Origin of the sequence: Stenotrophomonas sp. Y6 (assembly GCF_022436665.1) — a bacterium.
GTDB lineage: Bacteria > Pseudomonadota > Gammaproteobacteria > Xanthomonadales > Xanthomonadaceae > Stenotrophomonas > Stenotrophomonas acidaminiphila_A.
This window is the reverse complement of record NZ_JAKUKB010000008.1, coordinates 76,035-97,648: the sequence shown is the minus strand read 5'-3', so window position 1 is coordinate 97,648 and position 21,614 is coordinate 76,035. Positions and strand designations below refer to the sequence as shown.

Below are 21,614 nucleotides of genomic sequence, written 5' to 3'. Positions count from 1 at the left end.
ACTGCGCCATGCTGCGCCCCTACCGTGAAGGAAGAGTGACTGCTTAATGGCTGCGACCCGCATCATCAAGAAGTATCCCAACCGGCGGCTCTACGACACCGAGATCTCCAGCTACATCACCATCGAGGACGTCCGCCAGCTGATCCTGGACGGGGAGGACTTCGAGGTCCGCGACGCCAAGAGCGGCGAGGACCTGACCCGCTCGGTGCTGCTGCAGATCATTGCCGACAAGGAGCAGGACGGCGAGCCGATGCTGTCCACCCAGCTGCTGAGCCAGTTGATCCGTTTCTACGGCGATTCGCTGCAGGGCTTCATGGGCAACTACCTGGAGCGCAGCATGCAGGTGTTCCTGGACCAGCAGCAGCAGTTCCGCCAGCAGATGGGCAACCTGCTCGGGCAGACGCCGTGGGCGATGATGAACCAGCTCACCGAGCGCAACCTGGAGCTGTGGCAGGAATTCCAGCGCAGCATGGGCGCCGGCTTCGGCCGCCCGCCGGCTGCCGGCGGCAAGACCCCCGAGCCGCCGCCCGCGCCACCGCCGGCCGGCAAGACCCGCGGCAACCGCTGAAAGCACGAAGGCCGACGCAAGCGTCGGCCTTCGCATTTGGGTGGCCGCGGCCGCACCCCCGGCCTGGCAGCGCGCGCCTCAGTTGCGGCTGCGGGCCGCTGGCGCCGTTGCCGCCGGAGCACGCCGCGCCGGATGCGTGGACGGTGTGCAGGCCGAACAGATCCGCTCGACCCTGTAGCCGCGCGCGCGCAGCTTCTCGACCACGCCGTCGCTGCCGAGCAGGTGCAGCGCGCCGACCACCACCAGGGTCGCGCCCGGCCCGGCCTGCAGGCGCTCCTGCAGCGGCGCCAGCCAGGCATCGTTGCGCTCGGTGTTGATGCGCCGGTACAGCGCCGGATAGTCGCGTTTCATCTGCGCGGCCATGTCGCGCCACAGGGTCACGTCATCGCCACGCCGCCAGGCGTCGTGCAGGCGCCGGCTCTGTTCGTCGCCCTTGTCCACCTGCTCCAGCGCCTCGCGCAGCAGCTGCCGCTGCTCCTCGCCACTCATGCCGTCGAGCATGGCGATCTGCGCCGCCGCGCTTTCCAGCCCCTGCGCCGGCTTGCCGGCGGTGGCCGCGCGCGCCATCAGGTGCCGGTCCAGCCCCGCCTGCGCATCCAGCCCCTGCCGTGCCATCTGCCCCAGGCTGATGGTCAACCCGACGAACCAGGGCTTGAGCCCGGCCAGGCGATCGATCGGCAGCCCGTTGGCGGCGGCGTAGTCCTGCAGCCGCCGCCAGGTATCGGCATCCAGTTCGTCCTTGAGCAGGCGGCCATCGCGGCGCAGTGCGGCCTGCGCCATCTGCGTGGCCAGCGCCGGCGAGTTCATTTCTTCCGGCGCCAGTTCGAACAGCAGCTGGCTCGATGCGTCGAAAGCCGCGTCCACGTCCGCCGACAGCGGGTAATCGTCGGCCCTGAGCAGGTGGAACGACCCCAGCAGGTAGAGTTCGGCGCCCCTGGGGCCGCTCGCCTTCCACAACAGCGGCACCGGCGGTGCCTTGGCCGGGTTGGCGGCCGCCGGCGCCTGCCGCGCCAGCGACGGCGCCGGCGCGCCCAGCAGCATCACCGATCCCAGCAGCAGCGCCGCGGCGCGGGCCATCCATTTCATGTCGCGTGTTCCTGTGCGGGTTTGACGTAGGTTTTCTCGCCGGCCTCGACCGGCAGGTCTAGCCGGTTCTCCGGCGGCGGCAACGGGCAGGTGGCGAACGGGGTGAACGCGCACGGCGGGTTGTAGGCGCGGTTGAAATCGATCACCACCTGGCTGTCGCCGTCGGGCGCGGCCAGGTCGATGTAGCGGCCGGCGGCATAGCTGCCGCGGCCGCTGGTGCGGTCGGCGAAGATCACGAACAGCGCCCCGCCCGGCTCGCCCAGCGCCTGCAGCCGCCAGCTGCGGCCATCGCGCTCGAACTCGATGGCGCCGGCATTGGGCTGTTCGGTGGTCAGGCCGGTGATGTCGACCACCGGCAGGGTCTTGCCGGCGGCGTGCGGCACGAAGCGCGCGGTGATGCGCCAGGACGCATCGGCCGGCCAGTACTCCAGGTGGCCGAAACCGGTGCGGGCCGGGGCGTCGGCGTGCCGTACCCGCAGCGCGTGGCGCGGCCCGCGATGGATCAGGCTCAGCGTGCCCTTGCCACCGTCGAAGGTGATCGTGGTGGGGCTGGGCGCGTCGTCGGCATGGAACGGGATGCGGCCTTTCACCGGCTTGCCGTCGACCTGTACCGCGACGCCGCGCTCGGGCGTGAACCAGTAGCGCCCCGCCTCGTGCGTCACCATGCCCAGCCGCGGTGGCCCCATCGCCAAGCGGATGCCGCTGGTGCTGCCGCTGCCGATGTAGTGGGCCTTCAGTTCCAGCCAGTGCAGTCCGACCAGGCTGGTCCAGCCATCGGGCTGCAGCAGTTCGGCCTGGCGCTGTTCGCGCCAGATGTCGTTGTTCATCAGGAACGCCGGATCGAAGCGCGGCGCGTCGGGAGCCGGTGCCGGCCGGTCGCCGCCACCGCAACCGGCCATCGCCACCAGCAGCAGCGCCATGCCCGCCCATCGTTTCATCGTCAACGCCCCCGCAGGAACCAGCGGTCGATCTCCGCCAGCGAAAAGCGCGCCCAGGTCGGGCGGCCGTGGTTGCATTGCCCGGAGCGCTCGGTGGCTTCCATGTCGCGCAGCAGGGCATTCATTTCCGGAACCGTCAACCGCCGGTTGGCGCGCACCGCGCCATGGCAGGCCATGGTCGAAAGCAGTTCGTCGCGCGCGCTGGCCACGCGCCGGCTCTGGCCGTGTTCGCGCAGGTCGGTGAGCACGTCGCGCAGCAGCCCTTCCGGTTCGGCGTTGGCCAGCAGTGCCGGAATGCTGCGCACGTGCAGCGAACCGGGGCCGGAGCGGGTCACCTCGAAGCCGAGTTCGGCCAGCGTCGCCGCCTCGCGCTCGGCGGTGTCGGCGTCGCGTTCGCCCACCGCCAGGGTGATCGGCACCAGCAGCGGCTGCGCATGCAGGCCGATGCCATCGTGCGCGGTCTTCAGGCGCTCGTAGCCGATGCGCTCGTGCGCGGCATGCATGTCCACCACGATCAGGCCGTCGGCGTTCTCGGCCAGGATGTAGATGCCATGCAGCTGCGCGATGGCGTAGCCCAACGGCGGCACGCCGCTGTCGGCGGCGGTCGCCGGCAGCCCCGAAGCGCCGCCGGCAGGCGTACCCGGCGGCGTGGCATCGGCCGGCGTTGCATACAACGCGGCATAGGCCGACGGCGCCTCGGCCACCTGCAGTCCCAGCGGCGACTGCCGCGGTGCCCAGCCGCCACCACCACCGGCGCCGCCCGACGGCCGCGACAGCAGGTAGCCGGCGGCCTGCCCGCCCGCCGCCTGCGGCGGCAGGGCCGGTGCAGCCGCCAGCCCGGCCGCCGGCTCCAGGCCCGCGCGGGTTTCGGCCAGCGCATCCTTGAGCGTGCGGTAGACGAAATCATGGATCAGCCGCGCATCGCGGAAACGCACTTCGTGCTTGGCCGGATGCACGTTGACGTCCACCCGCGCCGGGTCCAGTTCCAGGAACAGCACGTAGGCCGGCTGGCGGCCGTGGTAGAGCACGTCGCCGTAAGCCATCTTCACCGCATGCGCGACGCTGCGGTCGCGTACCGAGCGGCCATTGACGTACAGGTACTGCTGGTCGGCGCTGGCGCGCGAGTACTGCGGCTGCGCGATCCACCCGTGCAGGCGCAGGCCGGCCGCGCTGTGGTCCACGCGCAGCGATTGCCGCGCGAAGTCCTCGCCCAGGGTTTCGCCCAGGCGCGCATCGGAGTACAGGTCGCCGGGCTTGTAGCGGCGCGACGGCTTGCCGTTGTGCGACACCCGCAGTTCCACGTCCGGACGCGCCAGCGCCAGTGAACGCAGCCATTCCTCGATATGGCCCAGTTCGGTGCGCTCGGCACGCAGGAACTTGCGCCGCGCCGGCACGTTGTAGAACAGCTCGCGCACTTCCACGGTGGTGCCCGGCGCATGCGCACGCGGCGTGACTTCACCGATCTTGCCGCCCTCGATCTGCAGCGCGGCGCCGTGTTCGTCCTGCGGCTGGCGCGACGCCAGGGTGAAGCGGCTGACCGAGGCGATCGACGGCAGCGCCTCGCCGCGGAAGCCCAGCGTGGCGACCGACTCCAGGTCGTCGAGCGAGGCGATCTTGCTGGTGGCATGGCGCGACACCGCCAGCGGCAACTGCGCCGCGGCGATGCCGCCGCCATTGTCGCGGATGCGGATCAGGCGCACGCCGCCTTCCTCGAGGTCGATGTCGACACGGGTGGCGCCGGCATCGAGTGCGTTCTCGACCAGTTCCTTGACCACCGACGCGGGGCGCTCGACCACTTCGCCGGCGGCGATCTGGTTGATCAGTATCTCGGGGAGCGGACGGATGGTGCTCATGCCGCGCGTTCCGGGAAACCAGCGGGGCGCAGCAGGGGAATGAAATCGCTATCTCGCATCGCTAGATGATAGCCGCCCCGCCACCGTGTGTAGCAGCCAGTCGCCCCTCACCCCGCCAGTGGCGGCACTGCGCCCGGGGCACGGGAGGGGCGGGTCGATGACGGATGCGATCCGAATGACTGCAGCCGCCGGACAGGATGCGCAGCGCTGGCGCGCGCCGTGCTTACTTGCTGCCTCCGGCCACGGTGCCCGCGGCGGCTTCCATCTCGGCCTGCGCGCGCGCGGCGAACAGCGTGCCCGGCGGCGGCTGCCGGCTGAAATAGGTGTGCACGCCGTCGAGCACGGCACCGGCGACGCGGCGCTGGTAGGCCGGGTCGGTAAGGCGGCGCTCCTCGTCCGGGTTGGAGATGAAGGCGGTCTCCACCAGCATCGCCGGCATGTCCGAGGTGCGCAGCACCGCGAAGTTCGCCCGCTCCAGGTTGGGCTTGTGGTTGTTGCCGATCCGCTTCAGCCCACCCAGCACGTGGCTGGCGGCATCTTCGGAGGCCTTCATGTTGCCGCTCTGGGCCAGGTCCAGCAGCACGTTGGCCAGGGTGCCCTCGGTCCGCTGCAGGCTGACGCCGCCGATCAGGTCGGCCGCGTTTTCCTTGTCCGCCAGCCAGCGCGCGCGCTGCGAGGACGCGCCCTTGGTGGAAAGCACGTACACCGACGAGCCGGTGGCGGCGCGGTTCTCCGCCGCGTCGGCATGGATCGAAATGAAAATGTCGGCCTTGGCCGCGCGCGCGCGCTGGGCACGCTGCGGCAGCGGGATGAACACGTCGGTGTCACGGGTCAGGTAGGCGCGCAGGCCGGGCGTGGCATTGACCTGCCGCGCCAGCTCACGCGCCACCGCCAGGGTGACGTCCTTCTCGCGCTTGCCGGTCGGGCCGATCGCCCCCGGGTCCTGGCCGCCATGGCCGGGATCGATGGCGACCACCAGCGTGCGCATGCCCGGCTGCATGCGGATGCGCGAAGCATCGCTGGGCATGACCGGACGCGGGGCCGGCTGTTCGTCGGCCGGTACCGGTGCAGGCGCGGGTGCCGGGGTCGGCGCAGTCGCCGAGGCGACCACGGCCGGCGCGGTCGCCTGTCCGTTGAGGATGGCAGCCGGCGACGGCGTGTTCGTGGTGGCCACCGCCGTCGTGGTGGGCACAGGGGTGTTGACGACGGCAGCCGGCGGGGCAGGCGCGGCGGACGCCTGCTGCACCACCGCCGCGGTCAGTGCCGCCGTGGCACGGGCGGCCTCGCGGCGCGCCTCGGCGCTGCCGGGCTGCGCCGGCAGCGGGGGCGCGGACGCATTCGCCGCCACCGGCCGGGTACTGGTGCCGCTGGTCTCGCCGGGCCATTCGATCAGCAGCCGCGACTCGGCGCCCTGCCCCTGCAGCTGCGGCTTGAACGCCACCACCGACTCGGCCAGGTCGAACACCACCCGGAACGTGCCCGGCGCCGGGGTCCCGGTGCGCACGGCGGTGACGACACCGGCGGCGGGCGGCAACTTGAGCCCGCGCACGGCGGTCGAATCCGGGAAATCCACCACCAGGCGGTTCGGCCCGGCCAGCGACAGGGTCTTGTAGCTGCCACCGCCGGCCAGCTGGATCTCGGCACGGGTACCGGTGCTCCCGGCCTGCACGGCGACGCTGCGGATCTCACCCGCCCACGCCGAAGCGCCAGCCAGGCAGAGACCGGCGACACAGGCAGACAGGGCGATCAGGCGGCTTCCCTTGAGCATGGGCGGATTCAATCACCGGAATTGCGTAATTGCAACACCTTTTCCCTTAATAATCCGCAACCTGCCACACTTTCCTTCCATCAGGCGGCAGGAAACCCCTGCAAGTGGCCCGATTGCCCCAGGCGCGACAGCCATGCCTGGCCGGCCGGGGAGCAGGCCTGCAGCCGCGCCCGGCGGCCCGCACCGTGCATGTCCAGCGCCACCCGCAGGTCCAGGGGCGGCAGTGCCGCGCCGCCCCGCTCCGGCCATTCGACCAGCCACAGGTCGGCCTCGGCCTCGTCCAGGCCCAGGAAATCCAGTTCGCCGGCATCGCCGATCCGGTACAGGTCCAGGTGCCAGGCCTCGCCGGCCGGCAGCGGGTAACGTTCGACCAGGGTATAGGTGGGGCTGCGGATCGCCCCCTGCACGCCGAGCGCCCGCAGCAGCGCGCGCGCCAGGGTCGATTTGCCGGCACCCAGGTCGCCGTGCAGGTGGACCACCGCCGGCGTCGGCCGGGTCGCCGCCAGGGCCGCGCCCAGCTGGTCGGTGGCCGCGGCATCGGGAAGGAACAGTTCGATCATGGCCGTCATTATGGATTGGCACGGGCGCGCAGGTGCGGCAGCAGGTCACGCGGCAGGAGCCCGCGCTGGCCCTCCGCGGCCGCCGCGTCACCCGCCAGCCCATGCAGCAGCGCGCCGGTGCTGGCTGCGTCCAATGGCGACAGACCCTGCGCCAGCAGCGCGGCGATCACCCCGGTCAGCAGGTCGCCCATGCCGCCCACCGCCATGCCCGGATTGCCCGCCGCGATCACCCGCGGCCGCTGCCCCGGCGCGGCGACCACGGTGCCGGCGCCCTTGAGCACGACCACCGCCGAAAAACGCTCCACCAGTGTCTGGGCGGCAGCGAAACGGTCGCGCTGGATGGCCGCGGCATCGACGCCGAGCAGGCGCGCCGCTTCGCCCGGATGCGGTGTGAGCACCGCTGCGGCGAGCGGCTGCGGCTGCTGCGCCAGGAGGTTCAGCGCGTCGGCATCCACCACCAGCGGCCTGCCGCTGTCCAGCGCTGCCGCCCACAGCCGTCGCGCCCAGTCATCCTGGCCGAGCCCTGGCCCCAGCGCGACGACGCCGGCGCGCGCCAGTAGCGGTGCCAGGTCGAAGGCATCCTCCACCGCATGCGCCATCGCCTCGGGGCAGCGCGCCAGCAGTGGCGCCACGTGCGCCGCACGGGTGGCGGCGCTGGCCAGGCCCGCACCGCTGCGCAGCGCGGCCTCCGCGCACAGCATCAGCGCACCGCCGCTGCCATGGTTGCCGCCCAGGCACAGGACATGGCCGGACTCGCCCTTGTGGGTGTTGATGCGCCGCGGCGGCAACTGCGCCGGCAGCAGCGCCGCGCTCCAGCGCGTCGCGACCGGCGCCACGCCGTCGAACGCCTGCGCGGGAACATCCAGCGTGGCCAGCAGCCGCTGCCCGGCGTGCTCCAGCGCGGCGCCGGTGTGCAGGCCGCGGTGCGGCACGATGAACTGCAGCACGCGCGCGGCATGGATCGCCGCACCCGGCACCGCGCCGCTGTCGGCGTCGATGCCGCTGGGAACGTCCAGCGCCAGCACCGGCGCCGCCGCGGCGTTGACCGCGGCGATCAGCCGCGCGGCCTCCGCATCGGGCGCGCGGTCCAGGCCGATCCCGAACAGCGCATCGACGACCAGGTCGGCCTCGCGCAGGCAATCGGGAGCAAGCTCCACCTGGCCGCCAACGGCCAGGTAGTCGGTACAGGCACGCTGCGCCAGCGGGGTGCGTGGCGCGTGCCCGGGCAGGTGCAGCACGCACACCGCGCGCCCGGACTGGCGCGCCAGCCGCGCCAGCACATAGCCGTCGCCGCCGTTGTTGCCCGGGCCGCACACCACCACGATGCGCCGCGCCTGCGGCCAGTACTGCAGCGCGCACTGCCAGGCGGCCTGGCCGGCGCGCTGCATCAACAGGTAGCCGTCGCCACCGAGCGCGGCGGTGGCCTGCGCGTCGATGCGGCGCGCGGCGGCGATATCGAACAGTCCATCGGGCTGGCTCATGCCCGCGATTCTATACTTGCGCCATGCCTGGAGCCGTTGCCACCGCCGACATGGCGCAGCTGTCGCTGCGCATCCGCCAGCTCGCGCGCGAGGCCGGCTTCCAGCGCTGCGGCATCAGTGGCGTCGACCTGGGCGAGGACGCGGCGCACCTGGCCGACTGGCTGGGCAAGGGCCTGTACGGGACCATGGAATGGATGGCGCGGCACGGCGCGATGCGCGCGCGGCCGCAGGAGCTGTTGCCGGGCACGGTGCGGGTGATCTCGGTGGGACTGGACTATGGCCACAAGGACGATGCCGCGGCCTGGGCCACCCTGGACGACGCCGAGCGCGCCTACGTGGCGCGTTACGCGCTGGGCCGCGATTACCACAAGCTCATGCGCAACCGCCTGCAGAAGCTGGCCGCGCGCATCGCCACCGAGATCGGCCCCTTCGGGTACCGCGTGTTCGTCGATTCGGCGCCGGTGCTCGAACGCGCGCTGGCGCGCAACGCCGGGCTGGGCTGGATCGGCAAGCACACCTGCCTGATCGACAAGGACGGCGGCTCGTGGTTTTTCCTCGGCGAGATCTACATCGACCTGCCGTTGCCGGTGGACGCCCCGGCCAGCGCGCACTGCGGCAGCTGCACGCGCTGCATCGACATCTGCCCGACCGCGGCGATCATCGCCCCGCACCGGCTCGACGCGCGCCGCTGCATTTCCTACCTGACCATCGAGCACGAGGGCGCCATCCCGCTGGTAATGCGCCCACTGATGGGCAACCGCATCTACGGCTGCGACGACTGCCAGCTGGTGTGCCCCTGGAACAAGTTCGCGCGGCGCACCGACGAGCCGGACTTCCGCGCACGCAACGCCCTGGACACGGCCACCCTGCCGGAGCTGTTCGCGTGGGACGAAGACGAGTTCCTGCGCCGCACCGAGGGCAGCCCGATCCGCCGCAGCGGCCACGAACGCTGGCTGCGCAACATCGCCGTGGCGCTGGGTAACGCGGCGCCCTCGCCTGCCGCGCGGCAGGCGTTGCTCAGCCGCCTGGACCACCCGTCCGAACTGGTGCGCGAACATGTCGCCTGGGCGCTGCGGCGCCACGATCCGCGGCAGGATCCCGGCTAGCGGCGCAGGCACCGGCCTCGGCGACATTGGCTTTAGCGCCCGCGCGCGGGAACAATAGCGTCCCGTTCCCCCGCGCCTGCCATGGACAACGTCCTCAGCCCCAGCCAGCTCAACACGCTCGCCCGCGACCTGCTCGAGGGCGCGTTCCCGCTGGTGTGGGTGGAAGGCGAACTCGGCAGTGTCAGCCGCCCCGCATCCGGGCACCTGTACTTCACCCTGAAGGACGCGCGCGCGCAGGTGCGCGCGGCGATGTTCAGGCCCAAGAGCCAGTGGCTGAAGTTCGTCCCGCGCGAGGGCCTGCGCGTGCTGGCGCGCGGCCGCCTGACCCTGTACGAGGCGCGCGGCGAGTACCAGCTGGTGCTGGACCACATGGAGGAAGCCGGCGAAGGCGCGCTGCGCCGGGCGTTCGAGGCACTGCGGGCGCGGCTGCAGGCCGAAGGCCTGTTCGACCCGGCACGCAAGCGGCCGCTGCCGTCGCATGTACGCCGCCTGGCGGTGATCACCTCGCCCAGCGGCGCGGCGGTGCGCGACGTGCTCAGCGTGCTGGCGCGGCGCTTCCCGCTGCTCGAGGTGGAACTGCTGCCGACCCTGGTGCAGGGCGAGGCCGCGGCCGCGCAGATCACCGCGCTGCTGCGCCGTGCCGACGCCAGCGGCCGCTACGACGCGATCCTGCTGACCCGCGGCGGTGGTTCGCTGGAAGACCTGTGGGCGTTCAACGACGAACAACTGGCACGGGCCATCGCCGCCAGCACCACGCCGGTGGTCTCCGCGGTCGGCCACGAGACCGATTTCAGCCTGTCCGATTTCGCCGCCGACCTGCGCGCGCCGACGCCGTCGGTGGCCGCCGAGCTGCTGGTGCCGGACCGGCGCGACCTGGATGCGCGCCTGCGCAACCTGCAGCGGCGGCTGGCACAGCTGCAGGCGCACGCACTGGGCCAGGCGATGCAGCGCGCCGACCGCGCCGCGCTGCGGCTGCAGGCACAGGGCCCGCAGGCGCGGCTGGCGCTGCTGCGCCAGCGCCAGGAGGCGATGCATGCGCGGCTGCGCGCGGCGTGGCAACGGCAGCTGGAACAGCGCCGCGCGCGGCTGGCGCATGGCCATTCGGTACTGCGCGCGGTGCAGCCGGCGCAGCGGCTGGCGCTGTTGCGGCGGCGCCTGGACGCGCTCGCTCCGCGCGCGCAGGCGGCCATGGCCCGGCACCTGCAGCGCGATGCCCTGCACCTGCGCGGCATCGCCCGGTCGCTGGAAGCGGTGAGCCCACTGGCCACCGTGGCGCGCGGTTACGCGATCCTCACCCGCGCCGACGACGGCGCGCTGGTCCGCTCCACCGCACAGCTGCGTGAAGGCGACGCACTGCGCGCGCGCGTGGGCGACGGCGTGGTGGACGTACGGGTCGTTGCCACGGAGCAGACCCCGTAGATGCGGGGCTCGCCCCGCAGGGGCCTTGCCGATGAAGCCCGGTGCCGGGCAAGCCCGGCATCGACGAGCAGGCAGCCGACGCAACCATGCAGATGCCCGCATGAGCGTCGGCGACGGCGTGGTGGACGTGCGGGTCGTGGCCGCCGAGCAGAACCCGTAGATGCGGGGCTCGTCCCCCATGGGCCTTGCCGATGAAGCCCGGTGCCGGGCAAGCCCGGCATCGACGAGCAGGCAGCCGACGCAACCATGCAGATGCCCGCATGAGCGTCGGCGACGGCGTGGTGGACGTACGGGTCGTTGCCGCGGAGCAGACCCGTAGATGCGGGGCTCGCCCCGCAGGGGCCTTACCGGTGAAGCCGCGTGACAGGCAGGGGCCGCTCAGCGCGCCTGCGCGCTTTCGCAGAACCGCTGGCGGTATTCCATCGCCTTGGGCATCAACGCCTGCAGGTTCTGGATCCGGGTGCCGGGATTGGGATGGGTCGAGGCGAACTCCGGCGGCGCCTGGCCGCCGCTGGCCGCGCCCATGCGCTCCCACAGCGGCACCGCTTCCTGCGGGTTGAAGCAGGCCGCGGCGGCCAGCATCAGCCCGACTTCGTCGGCCTGGGTTTCGTGGCTGCGCGCGTACGGCAGCAGGTAGCCGTAGCCGAACGCCGACATCAGCATCTGTTGCTGCTGCGCGTCCATGCCACCGGCGGCACCGGCCATCTGCCCGATCTCGGTCAACTTCTGCTGGGCCATGCGCTGCGCACCGTGGCGCAGCAGCGCGTGGGCGATCTCATGGCCCATCACCACCGCCATCGCGTCGGCGTTGCGTGCCACCGGCACCAGCCCGGTATAGACCGCCATCTTGCCGCCCGGCAGGCAGAACGCATTGGCCTGGTCGGACTGCAGCACGTTCACTTCCCAGTCGAACGACCGCGAGAAGTGGTTCGGCGGCTGGCCGTGCTCGGTGGCCAGCGCGGTCTCCACCGCGTCGACCTTGGCGATCAGGCGCTGGGCGATCTCGCGGATCTGCCGCGCCACCTGCGTATTGGGATCGACCGGCCGCTCCTGCGCCAGGATCTGCTGGTAGGCCTGCAGGCCCAGTGCCTTCTCGCCCTCGGCGTCGAGCGTCTTGTCGATCAGCACCTTCTCGCCGGTATACGGGTCCACGGTGCGGTTGCCGAAGTAGTAGCAGCCGCCATAGACCGCGAAGCCGATCAGGATCAGCCAGCGCAGGCCGCCGCCGATGCCGCGCCGGCGCGGGTTGCCTTGGTTGCCCAGCGGATCCTGTCGCATTGCATGTCTCCATCGTCTGGAAGGGGCCGAGCGCGAAAGCGGGCCGGCCCGGACAGCACACCCCGGCGCCGACCGCAGCATGCCTGAAACACGCCGCCACGGTAACCGGACAAGACCATCGCACTGGTCACGGTGATGAACAGGCGAAATCGCTGCAGGCGGCCAACGCCACGGGGCTGCGGGAGAACGGCGGCACCGGGCGGCACGACCCGGCAGCCATCCCAACGTGCCCGCATACCCAGCACCGCCGCGAACAACAGGCGGCCCGCGCCACGCCGGGAAACCGCCGGGGCGACCCGCCGCCGGGCGAAGCCCCCCGCCCCGCGAGCCGCGGCTTTCGCGCCGGGAATCAACGTGGCACCGCCCGCCGTCCCGCGTGCGCCGCTTCAGATGCCGCGCACCAGGCGAAAGCCGATGCGCGCGCTGGTCACGTCCGAATCCTGCGACAGCCGCCACGCCGCGCGGGTCTGCTCCGGCGCGTTGGCCCAGTTGCCGCCGCGGACCACGCGCTGGCGGCAGCCCGGGTTGTACCAGGCGGCGCCATCCGGCGGCGCACGCCGGTAGCTGGCGTGCCAGCAGTCGGCGACCCATTCGCTGAGGTTGCCGGCCATGTCGTGCAGGCCCCAGGGGTTGGCGCGGAAACTGGCCGCCGGCGCCTCACCCCAGTAGCCGTCGCCGTACCCGAGGAACGCGTTCTTCCAGTGGCGGCCGCTGGGCGACACATCCAGGCTGCCGGTGAAGTTGCCACTGCCCTCCGGCGGCACCCCGGCGTCGCCCCAGGGATAACGGCCGGTGGTGCCGGCGCGCAGCGCGTATTCGAACTCGGCTTCGCTCGGCAGCCGGTAGTGGCGGCCGGTCTGCGCCGACAGCCAGGCCGCGTACGCCTCGGCGTCGCGCACGCTGACATGCATGACCGGGTTGTCCGGCGGTGCCTTGGCGCCGTTGTAGCCGGCCTGCCAGTCGGCGCCGTTGCGGCGGACGAAATTGCCGCTGCGCTCGTCATAGACGATCGAATGCCCGCGCCGGGTCGCGCGCGGGCGTGCCTTGGTCGCCGCCACGAAGCGGCCGAACTCGGCCACGGTGACCTCGGTGATGGACATGGCGAAGCCACGGTCGAAGCGCACGTAATGCTGCGGGCGTTCGGCATCGCTGGCGCCCGGCTCGGCATAGCCGGCGCCCATCTGGAAGCCGCCGTGCGGCACCACGATCATCTGCGGGCCGCGCCCGCCGTCCTGCAGGGCGTCGCTGAACACCTGGCCGGGGCGGAAACTGCCGTAATGGGCGACCAGGTCGATGCGCTGCCGCAGCACCGCCACCGCCGCGTCGCCGGGCACGGCGATCCGCAGCGCCTGCTCGAGCTTCTCGCGCGCCGCCTTCAGCCCGCTGGGCGTGGTCAGGTCGCGCAGGCCGCCGTCGCGCAGTGCGGCCAGTTGGGCCATGCGCATCGCCTCGATCCGCACCCGCGCGTCGGCCACGGTGGGCGCGTCCTCGCGGATGCGCGAAGCGCGTTGCAGCCACTCCAGCGCCTCATTGAAATCGGCATGCGCGGCAGCGTCCTCTGCCTGGCGGATCAATCCGCTCTCGACCGCGGCCAGGCCCTGGCAGGCACGGCGGTTGCCGGGGTCCAGTTCCAGTACCTGGGCAAATGCGCCGGCGGCCAGCGCCGGGCTACCCGTGCGCAGCGCCTCTTCGCCCGAGCGGTTCAATGCCAGCAGGCGCCGCGCCACCTGCACGCGCTGCTGCAGTTCGCGCTCCGCCTTGCCTTCCGGGGCCAGGTACGCGAGTACCGCGGCCTGGGTGGCCGCACTGGCCAGCGCCCGGCGCTGGTCGTCCGGCTGTTCCAGCAGCGCGCGGGCCGAAGCCAGCAGGCGCGCGCGGGCCTTGTCCAGGCCGCGCCGCGCCTCGCGCTGCTGCGGCTGCAGCGCCAGCACCGCCAGGTACAGGGGGATGGCATCGTCCGCTTCCTGGTACAGCCGGCCCCCGGCCAATGCCGCGCCCGCGCGCTTGAGCGCGTCGCGCACGCCTTCCGGCTGCAGCTCCACCGGTGGCGGTGTCCACGCCGGCAGCGGCAGCGTGGCCGGATCCGGCGCGGCCGCCAGGGGCAGCGCCTCCGCCGCGACCGCGGGCACCGGCTCGGCCTCGACCGGCTGTGGCGCGGTGGCCGCAGCCGGCTCCTGCCTGCAGGCGGCGCACGCCAGCGCGATGGACAGGGCCAGGCAGGCCAACGGGCCGGTTGTACGCAAACTTCCTCCCATACAGGCTCTGCGCGCTCGGGTGCGCTGCGACGTTAGGCTATTCTCGCCTGCCTGGGCAAACCCTGCAGTTGATGGATTGAACGTGGCTCACTGGATCAGACACCCCGCCGAACTTGAAGAACGCCTTCGCCAGCGCCCCGACCGCATCGGCCTGGACACCGAATTCATCCGCGAACGCACCTACTGGCCGCAGCTGGCGCTGGTGCAGATGGCGGTGGGCGACGAGATCCTGCTGATCGACCCGCTGGTACCCGGCATGACCCAGGCCCTGCGTCCGTGGCTGGAGGATGACTCCATCCTCAAGATCATGCACAGCGCCAGCGAGGACCTGGTGGCATTCAAGTGCGCCTGCGGCGTCCTGCCGCGGCCACTGTTCGATACCCAGATCGGCGCCGCGCTGGCCGGCATCGGCGGTGGCATGGGCTACCAGAAGCTGGTCGCGCAGGTCACCGGCGTGGTCCTGCCCAAGGGCGAGACCCGTTCTGACTGGATGCGCCGGCCGCTGTCCGATGCCCAGCTCGAGTACGCCGCCGACGACGTGGAGTACCTGTTCGCGCTGCACGACGCGATCGACGCGCGGCTGCGCGAACTCGGCCGCCGCGAGTGGCTGCAGGACGACGCCCGGCGCCTGCTGGCGTCGGTCGAACACGACGAAGGCGAGCGCTGGCCGCACCTGTCGATGCGCGCGACGCAGTTCCTCGAGGCCGACGCGCAGCGCCGCCTGCTGCGCCTGTTGCGCTGGCGCGACCAGCAGGCCCGGCAAAGTGACCGACCGCGCAGCTGGATCCTGGACAACGAACTGGCCACGTTGCTGGCACGCACGCCGCCGGCCGACTACGACGCGCTGCTGCGCCTGTTCGAGCGCTTCCCGAAGGCCCCGCGCAAGCTGGCCCAGGCCGTGTGGCAGGCGCTGCAGACGCCACTGGCCGACGAGGACCAGGCACCGCAGGCGCTGGCCGCCAGCGACGGCAACAAGGCCGCGCTCAAGCGCCTGCAGGACGCGGTGGCCCGCCGTAGCGCCGAGCTCGGCCTGCCCGACGGCCTGCTGGCCTCGCGACGCCACCTGGAAGCGCTGCTGGAAAGCGGCGACTGGCCCGCCGCGCTCGGCGGCTGGCGCCGCGACCAGTTGCAGGCGCTGTTGCTGCCCCTCTTGGCGGCGGCGCCGGCATCGCGTTAGAATTCACCGGCGATGTGGAGCAGTCACATGGCGGACGGGGTCCCTGCCCCCTCCAGCGCACTGCATCCACCAGGAAGTACGGGGCCATAGCTCAGCTGGGAGAGCGCGTCGTTCGCAATGACGAGGTCGGGAGTTCGATCCTCCCTGGCTCCACCAAAACAAAAACCCCGGGTATCCCCCGGGGTTTTTTCTTGCCTGGCGACCGGTGCGGCCCGGCGGCGGTGCCGCTCAGTTCCCCGGCACGTACACCTCCACCCGGTTGCGGCCGCCGCGCTTGGCTGCGTAGAGCATGTCATCGGCGTTCTTGAACACGGTGCCGACGTCGGCGTTGCTCTCCGGCCAGGCGGCCACGCCCAGCGAGACCGTGACCCGGTCGACCGGCGCCATGTTGGCCCGCTCGATCTGCAGCCGGAGCCGCTCGGCGACCTGCGCGGCACTGGCCATCGAGGCGCCCGGCAGCAGCAGCACGAACTCCTCGCCGCCCACGCGGCAGGGCGTGTCGTCCACCCGCGAGATGTCCTGCATGTGCATGGACAGCTGTTTCAGCACCAGGTCGCCGACATCGTGGCCCCAGGTGTCGTTGACCCGCTTGAAGTGGTCGATGTCCAGCGACACCACCGCGAACGGCGTGCCGCGCTCCTGCAGCTCCTGCACCCGCGCCTGCAGATGGCGGCGGTTGCCCAACCCGGTCAACGGGTCGGTGTTCACGTCCTCGCGCAGCTTGCTGATGCTCTTCTGGAACAGGCCGATGCCCAGCAGCATGGCCTTTTTCAGCTCGCGCGATTCGAAATACCAGGAGCGCACCGAACGGATGCGCTGCGGGGTGCCGGGCTGGTCCATGTCGCGCGCGCCGTCGGCCAGCATGCGCAGCGGGTGGGCGATGATGCGCGCGCACCACCACAGCAACAGCATGGTGGCGACGGCCAGCGGCAGCGTCTTGACGAACACCGTGCGCATCAGCGAGGCCAATGGCGCCAGGGTGACGTCGCGCGGGCGTTGTGCGATCACGCCCCAGCCGGTCGCCGCGACCGGCGCGTAGCCGGCCAACATGGTCGTGCCCTTGCTGTTGACGAGGGTGGCCGTGCCGCTGCCGCCGCGGGTCACCTCGTCGACCGCGGCGTTGCCGGTCACCACCTTGCCGATGCGGTCGGGATCGGGGTGGTAGATGATCCGCCGCTCGCCGTCGACCACGTACAGGTAGGAACCATCGCGGTAGAAATGCTGGCCCAGCAGCCGGTCGAGGATGTTTTCCTTCTGCAGGTGGATGGCGCCACCGATCGCGCCGAGGAAGCCGCCGCGCGGATCGCGGATCGGGCTGACCATGAGCACGATGAAATTGCCGGCTGCCGACAGATACGGCTTGCTGATCAGCGGCTGGCGCGACCGGATCGATTCACGGACCGCGGCGCTGGCGAGGGTCTTGCCCTGCAGCTGCAGCGTTTCCGGCGAGGTCGCCAGTACCTTGCCGGCATCGTCGAAGATGACGATGGAATTGAAGCTCTTGCTCATCAGCCGCAGGCGGGCGGCTTCCTTGTCGAGCCGGTCGGCATCGTCCATCTGCCCGGCCAGCAACTGGGCGGTGTAATCCAGCTGCAGCTGCGCGGACTGGACGAAGTCGTCGGTGCTCTTGGCGAGCTTGGTGGCGTACGCCAGGTTGCTTTCAAGGGTGCTGTCGATCAGCTGCTGCCGCTGCACCTGGTAGCTGGCATGCAGCGTCTTGGCGAACGGCAGGAAAGCACCCAGCAGGGCCAGGGCCAGTATCAGCTTGCGCAGGTCCATCGCCGTCGTTGCCCTCCCGCGCCGGGATGCCCGATCCACCGGACCGTCGCCTGCAGTGACGGTTCCGGCGCCGCATGCCGCCGCTTTCGCACAACCGGCGGCCATGCGTACAAAAAAAAAGACCTGCATTACTGCAGGCCTTTCGTATTCGTGGTGGCCGGGGAGGGAATCGAACCCCCGACACGGGGATTTTCAATCCCCTGCTCTACCAACTGAGCTACCCGGCCACTTTGTTTTCGCGACGTTCCCGCCGGCGAGGACGCGCATGATACGGAGGTCTTGCTGTTTCGGCAAGCGTTATCGGCAAGTTTTTTTCGATGCCGGCAACACGGCGGACCGAGCGCGGTCATCCACGCATGGCCGCATGCGTTCGCCGCCGATGCCCGGGCATGACACGCATCGGCCGCGCGGCATGCGCCCCAACAAAACCTTTACTTCGCCGCGCCCGGCTTTGCATAGCCTGCACTCCATCCCGGGAGGCCAGAAACCATGCACCCTCGCCTGCTGTTGTCGTTGCCGCTGTCGTTGCTGCTCGCCTGCACCGCACAGGCGGCGGCGCCGGTGGAATCGGTCGGACGTTTCGAGCTGGACCGCTACGCCGGCCAGTGGCACGAGATCGCGCACCTGCCGGTGTCGTTCCAGAAGAAGTGCGTGGCCGACATCACCGCCAGCTACCGGCTGCGCGCCGATGGCCGGATCAGCGTGCTCAACCGCTGCCGCACCGGCGATGGCGGCATGATCGAAGCCGAGGGGGTCGCACGCCCGGTCAGCGGCCACCCGGGGCGCCTGCAGGTGCGCTTCGCGCCGGACTGGCTGTCGTGGTTGCCCTGGGCGTGGGCCGACTACTGGGTGATCGCGCTGGATCCGGATTACCAGTGGGCGATGGTCGGCGAACCCGGGCGCAGATACCTGTGGATCCTGTCGCGCACGCCGTCGATGGACGCCGCCCTGCTCGAGCGGCTCAAGCGCCAGGCCGCCGACATGGGCTACGACCTGGCGCCACTGAAGGTGATGGCGCCGGTCGACTGAGCGCACGCGCTCATGGCGCGCCGGGCCCGCGCCGGTAATCCAGCGGCGGCGCGTCGCGCTGCAGCAGCGGCACGTAGCGGAAGTCCGCGCCGCGGCGCTGGCCGAATTCCTCCCTGGCCCTGCCGACGATGTCCGGCGACTGGAACAGCCGCACCGCCGCCAGCGCCAGCGCCTTGGCTGCATTGAGCGCGCCCTTGGCGCCCAGCGGGGCACCCGACGCGGCCACCGCCTGCCAGCTGTGCGCCGGCGTGCCCGGCACCCAGGTGGCGGTGCCCAGGCCGGCGGTCGGGACGTTCCAGCTGACGTCGCCGACATCGGTCGATGCGCTGCCGGCCAGGTCCGCGCGGTAGGGCTGCAGCTGCATCGCCACCGCCAGCGGCGGCCGCCGCTCCAGGCTCTGTTGCAGCGCTTCGGCGAAGGCCTGCTCGGCGGCGTCGTAGCGCACGCCGCCGACCTGCTCCAGCGCCGCCTGCATCACCTGGCCCAGGGTGTCATTGGGCAGCAGCGAGAACACCCCGCCGGTCTGCTCGAACTCGACCGTGGTACCGGTGCCCATGGCCGCGCCGTCGGCGGCCCTGCGCAGGCGCGCGAACACCTCGCGCACCACCGCCGGATCGACATGGCGCACGTAGTAGTAGGCCTCGGCGAAATCCGGCACCACGTTCGGCGCGCTGCCGCCGTTGCTGATCACGTAGTGGATGCGGGTGCCGTCGGGCACGTGTTCGCGCATCAGGTTGGCCATGTGGTTGAACGCCTCGACCGCGTCGAGCGCGGAGCGGCCGCGGTCCGGCGCGATGGCCGCGTGCGCGGCGACGCCGTGGAAGCGGAACTTGCCGCTGATGTTGGCCAGGCTGGTGCCCTGTGCGGCCGAGTTCTCGGCCGCCGGATGCCAGTGCAGCACCACGTCCACATCGTCGAACAGCCCGGCGCGGGTCATGTAGACCTTGCCGGAGCCGCCCTCTTCGGCCGGCGTACCGTACAGGCGTACTTCGCCCGGCGTGCCGCTGGCCTGCAGCCATTGCGCGATGGCGCGCGCGGCGCCCACCGACGCCGCGCCAAACAGGTTGTGGCCACAGGCCTGGCCCGCGTCCTGGCCGTCGATCGGCAGGCGCACCGGCCCGGCCGCCTGCGCCATGCCCGGCAGCGCGTCCATCTCGGCCAGCAGCGCGATCACCGGTCCGCTGCCGCGCGTGCCGTACGAGGCGACGAACGCGGTCGGCATGCCGGCCACGCCGGCTTCGATGCGGAAGCCGGCCTGGCGCAGTTCCTGCTGCAACAGGCGCGAGGAGCGCTCTTCCAGGTAGCCCAGCTCGGGCTGCCGCCACAGCGCCTGGGCGACCTGCGCCTGGCGTGGTGCATAGGCGTCCAACGCCGCCAGCACCCCGGGCTCGGTCGCCCAGGCCACACCGGCCGCGCAGGCCACCAGCCCGGCGCCCAGCCGGATCCCGAACCGCGCCCGCCGCATGCCCATCGCCCGCACCCTCAGTAGAAGCCCACGTTGTCGATCTCGAACCACACCTTGCCGCCGGCCTCGCCGCCGGCGGAGAACACCAGCTGCTGGACGTCATCGCCCTGCCATGCGGCCACCGGGCCCTTGCCGCGGTAGGGCGGCTGTCCCTGCAGCGCGGTGAACGGGATCTCCACGCTGCGCCACTGCGGCGCGGCCTGGACCGGGGCGATGAAACGGCGATCGCCCAGTGCCCGCACCTCCAGCCGCAGCGCCGGCGTGCCGCCGCGTACGTCGAAGCGGATGCCGCGGTAGCCGCGCAGGTCCACCGGCGCGACCGAACCGCGGCTCAGCGGCAGGATCGCCGCGGCATAGGCGTTGGGCTTGGTGGACAGCCGCGCCTGGACCGACAGCGCGTGGCCGCCGCTCTCGCGGGCGACGGTCTCGCTGACCTGCAGCGTGCGGTCGTTGCCACCATCGGCCTCGTCGATGCGCAGCGTATCCAGCGCGGTGCGCCCGTCGGCGCGCTCGAAGTCGTCGACCAGCGGCGCCACCGCCTGCGCCGGCAACGCCAGCGCGCGGTTGCCGGCCGGCAGCACCGTGCCCGGCCCGTGCACCTGGCGGCCGGCGACGTAGACCCGCTGGGTGTTGCGGATATCGGCGATGCGCTCCCAGGGCCGCCCCTTCACCAGCAGCAGGTCGGCACGCTTGCCGACCTCGACGGTGCCGCGGTCGTCCACGCCCAGCGCGCGGGCGCTGTTGGCGGTGCCGGCGACCAGCGCCTCGGCCGGGGTCAGCCCGGCGTCGACCAGCAGCTCCAGTTCACGCAGGGTCGAGGCTCCGTGCGGCGTGCCGGTCATGCCGGCGTCGGTGCCGACCACCACCGGGATGCCGGCATCGTGCAGCGTCTTCACGTTGCGCAGGGCATCGGCGAAATTGCGCTCGCGCTGCCGCAGCACCTCCGGGCGGGTACCGGCGGCACCGCTGCCATCCACGCGCGCGGGCAGGTACACCGCCAGCGACGGCGCGTAGGCGGTGCCATGCTCACGCATCAGCCGCACCAGTTCGGCGTCCACGGGCATGTCCTGCACGCTGTGCGCGATCACGTCCACGCCGGCGCGCGCGGCGACCTTGCCGCGTTTGACCATCACCGTGTGCGAGAACACCTTCAGCCCGTGCCGGTGCGCCTCGTCCACCAGCGCGGCCAGGGTCTCCTCGTCCATGCTGCTGTTGTCGGCAGCGTTGGAATAGCGCCAACCGTCGGTGAAGGCCTTGATGAAGTCCGGCTTGTAGGCCGCCACCGCACGCACGCCGGCGCGCGCGGCCTCCGGCGAATTCACCCAGCGGGTGGTGTTCTCATCGCCCCAGTCGGCACCGTGGCCGAGCGGCGTGCTCATGCGCGCGGCGAATTTCACGTCTGGCGCGGCGATGTCGGCCAGCCAGGCGCGGCGCGGCGCATAGGCCTCGGGCGGCTCGTGGAAATCGCTGACGGTGGTCACGCCGGCGGCCATGTACAGGTTGGCGATCTGCGGCAGCTCGGCCGGGCGCGCATTGGGCGTCCAGTGGGTGTGCAGGTCGAACAGCCCCGGCAGCAGCGCCTGGCCACGGGCGTCGATCACCCGCGCACCGCGGGGCGCGGCCAGGGCCTGGCCGGCACCGGCGACCGCCGCGATGCGGCCGTCCAGCACCAGCACGCTGCCCGGATACGCGGGGCGCCCGGTGCCATCGAACACCATGGCATCGCGGATCAGCAGCGCCGTATCGGCGGACGTGGCGGCCACGCTGGCCTGCCCGGAGGACAGCAGCAACGCGGTGAGCAGGGCGAGCGCGCGGGCGCGGCGGGGAGTGATGTTCATGTATTCAATCCAGA

The 21,614-nt window shown here is 71.8% G+C and carries 16 protein-coding genes and 2 tRNA genes; 6 read left to right on the top strand and 12 right to left on the bottom strand.

Going from position 1 to position 21,614, the window contains the following annotated elements; all coding sequences use genetic code 11:
- Window positions 1-46 precede the first annotated feature (46 nt).
- Entirely contained in the window at window positions 47-568 is a 522-nt protein-coding gene (gene phaR / locus MKP15_RS10170) for a polyhydroxyalkanoate synthesis repressor PhaR (RefSeq protein WP_054664996.1), read from the top strand.
- 78 nt (window positions 569-646) lie between these two features.
- Here the strand turns inward: phaR and MKP15_RS10165 are convergent, their stop codons facing one another.
- The 6 genes from MKP15_RS10165 to MKP15_RS10140 all read right to left on the bottom strand — a co-directional run bounded on the left by MKP15_RS10165 (window position 647) and on the right by MKP15_RS10140 (window position 8,254).
- Window positions 647-1,609 carry a TraB/GumN family protein gene (locus MKP15_RS10165; RefSeq protein WP_240212795.1) on the bottom strand — a complete coding sequence of 321 codons (963 nt, stop codon included), beginning with the start codon at window positions 1,607-1,609 and terminating at the stop codon, window positions 647-649.
- A gap of 41 nt (window positions 1,610-1,650) precedes the next feature.
- Window positions 1,651-2,592 (bottom strand): DUF1684 domain-containing protein, encoded by a 942-nt coding sequence (locus MKP15_RS10160; protein ID WP_240212627.1) that lies wholly within the window; start codon window positions 2,590-2,592, stop codon window positions 1,651-1,653.
- Between the two features lie 2 nt (window positions 2,593-2,594).
- Window positions 2,595-4,445 (bottom strand): DNA mismatch repair endonuclease MutL, encoded by a 1,851-nt coding sequence (gene mutL, locus MKP15_RS10155; RefSeq protein ID WP_240212626.1) that lies wholly within the window; start codon window positions 4,443-4,445, stop codon window positions 2,595-2,597.
- A 223-nt stretch (window positions 4,446-4,668) separates the two neighbouring features.
- Window positions 4,669-6,213 (bottom strand): N-acetylmuramoyl-L-alanine amidase, encoded by a 1,545-nt coding sequence (locus MKP15_RS10150; protein ID WP_240212625.1) that lies wholly within the window; start codon window positions 6,211-6,213, stop codon window positions 4,669-4,671.
- Between the two features lie 80 nt (window positions 6,214-6,293).
- Window positions 6,294-6,773: a tRNA (adenosine(37)-N6)-threonylcarbamoyltransferase complex ATPase subunit type 1 TsaE gene (tsaE, locus tag MKP15_RS10145; RefSeq protein WP_104940177.1), complete on the bottom strand. Its 480-nt coding sequence runs from the start codon at window positions 6,771-6,773 to the stop codon at window positions 6,294-6,296.
- A gap of 8 nt (window positions 6,774-6,781) precedes the next feature.
- Complete coding sequence (locus MKP15_RS10140; RefSeq protein WP_240212624.1) at window positions 6,782-8,254, bottom strand: NAD(P)H-hydrate dehydratase; 1,473 nt, start codon at window positions 8,252-8,254, stop codon at window positions 6,782-6,784.
- Between the two features lie 23 nt (window positions 8,255-8,277).
- On the opposite strand from MKP15_RS10140, the gene queG reads away from it, so the two are divergent.
- Window positions 8,278-9,360, top strand: a complete 1,083-nt coding sequence (queG, locus tag MKP15_RS10135) for a tRNA epoxyqueuosine(34) reductase QueG (protein ID WP_240212623.1) — start codon at window positions 8,278-8,280, stop codon at window positions 9,358-9,360.
- An 81-nt stretch (window positions 9,361-9,441) separates the two neighbouring features.
- Window positions 9,442-10,779, top strand: a complete 1,338-nt coding sequence (gene xseA / locus MKP15_RS10130) for an exodeoxyribonuclease VII large subunit (RefSeq protein ID WP_240212622.1) — start codon at window positions 9,442-9,444, stop codon at window positions 10,777-10,779.
- 378 nt (window positions 10,780-11,157) lie between these two features.
- Here xseA and MKP15_RS10125 read toward each other — a convergent pair whose 3' ends face one another.
- Complete coding sequence (locus MKP15_RS10125) at window positions 11,158-12,057, bottom strand: M48 family metallopeptidase (protein ID WP_240212621.1); 900 nt, start codon at window positions 12,055-12,057, stop codon at window positions 11,158-11,160.
- A gap of 386 nt (window positions 12,058-12,443) precedes the next feature.
- Complete coding sequence (locus tag MKP15_RS10120) at window positions 12,444-14,300, bottom strand: formylglycine-generating enzyme family protein (RefSeq protein WP_240212620.1); 1,857 nt, start codon at window positions 14,298-14,300, stop codon at window positions 12,444-12,446.
- A gap of 94 nt (window positions 14,301-14,394) precedes the next feature.
- Between MKP15_RS10120 and rnd the strand changes: the two genes are divergently transcribed.
- Together rnd and MKP15_RS10110 are read left to right on the top strand one after the other, a co-directional pair.
- Window positions 14,395-15,489 (top strand): ribonuclease D, encoded by a 1,095-nt coding sequence (rnd, locus tag MKP15_RS10115; RefSeq protein WP_240212619.1) that lies wholly within the window; start codon window positions 14,395-14,397, stop codon window positions 15,487-15,489.
- A gap of 80 nt (window positions 15,490-15,569) precedes the next feature.
- Window positions 15,570-15,645, top strand: a tRNA-Ala gene (locus tag MKP15_RS10110).
- 72 nt (window positions 15,646-15,717) lie between these two features.
- On the opposite strand, the gene MKP15_RS10105 is transcribed toward MKP15_RS10110, so the two are convergent.
- Together MKP15_RS10105 and MKP15_RS10100 are read right to left on the bottom strand one after the other, a co-directional pair.
- Complete coding sequence (locus tag MKP15_RS10105) at window positions 15,718-17,268, bottom strand: sensor domain-containing diguanylate cyclase (RefSeq protein ID WP_240212618.1); 1,551 nt, start codon at window positions 17,266-17,268, stop codon at window positions 15,718-15,720.
- 151 nt (window positions 17,269-17,419) lie between these two features.
- Window positions 17,420-17,495 (bottom strand) — tRNA-Phe (locus tag MKP15_RS10100).
- A 262-nt stretch (window positions 17,496-17,757) separates the two neighbouring features.
- On the opposite strand from MKP15_RS10100, the gene MKP15_RS10095 reads away from it, so the two are divergent.
- Window positions 17,758-18,297 (top strand): lipocalin family protein, encoded by a 540-nt coding sequence (locus MKP15_RS10095; RefSeq protein WP_104938591.1) that lies wholly within the window; start codon window positions 17,758-17,760, stop codon window positions 18,295-18,297.
- Between the two features lie 10 nt (window positions 18,298-18,307).
- Here MKP15_RS10095 and MKP15_RS10090 read toward each other — a convergent pair whose 3' ends face one another.
- Together MKP15_RS10090 and MKP15_RS10085 are read right to left on the bottom strand one after the other, a co-directional pair.
- Entirely contained in the window at window positions 18,308-19,762 is a 1,455-nt protein-coding gene (locus MKP15_RS10090; protein ID WP_240212617.1) for an amidohydrolase, read from the bottom strand.
- A gap of 17 nt (window positions 19,763-19,779) precedes the next feature.
- Window positions 19,780-21,600, bottom strand: a complete 1,821-nt coding sequence (locus MKP15_RS10085; protein WP_240212616.1) for an amidohydrolase family protein — start codon at window positions 21,598-21,600, stop codon at window positions 19,780-19,782.
- Window positions 21,601-21,614 lie beyond the last annotated feature (14 nt).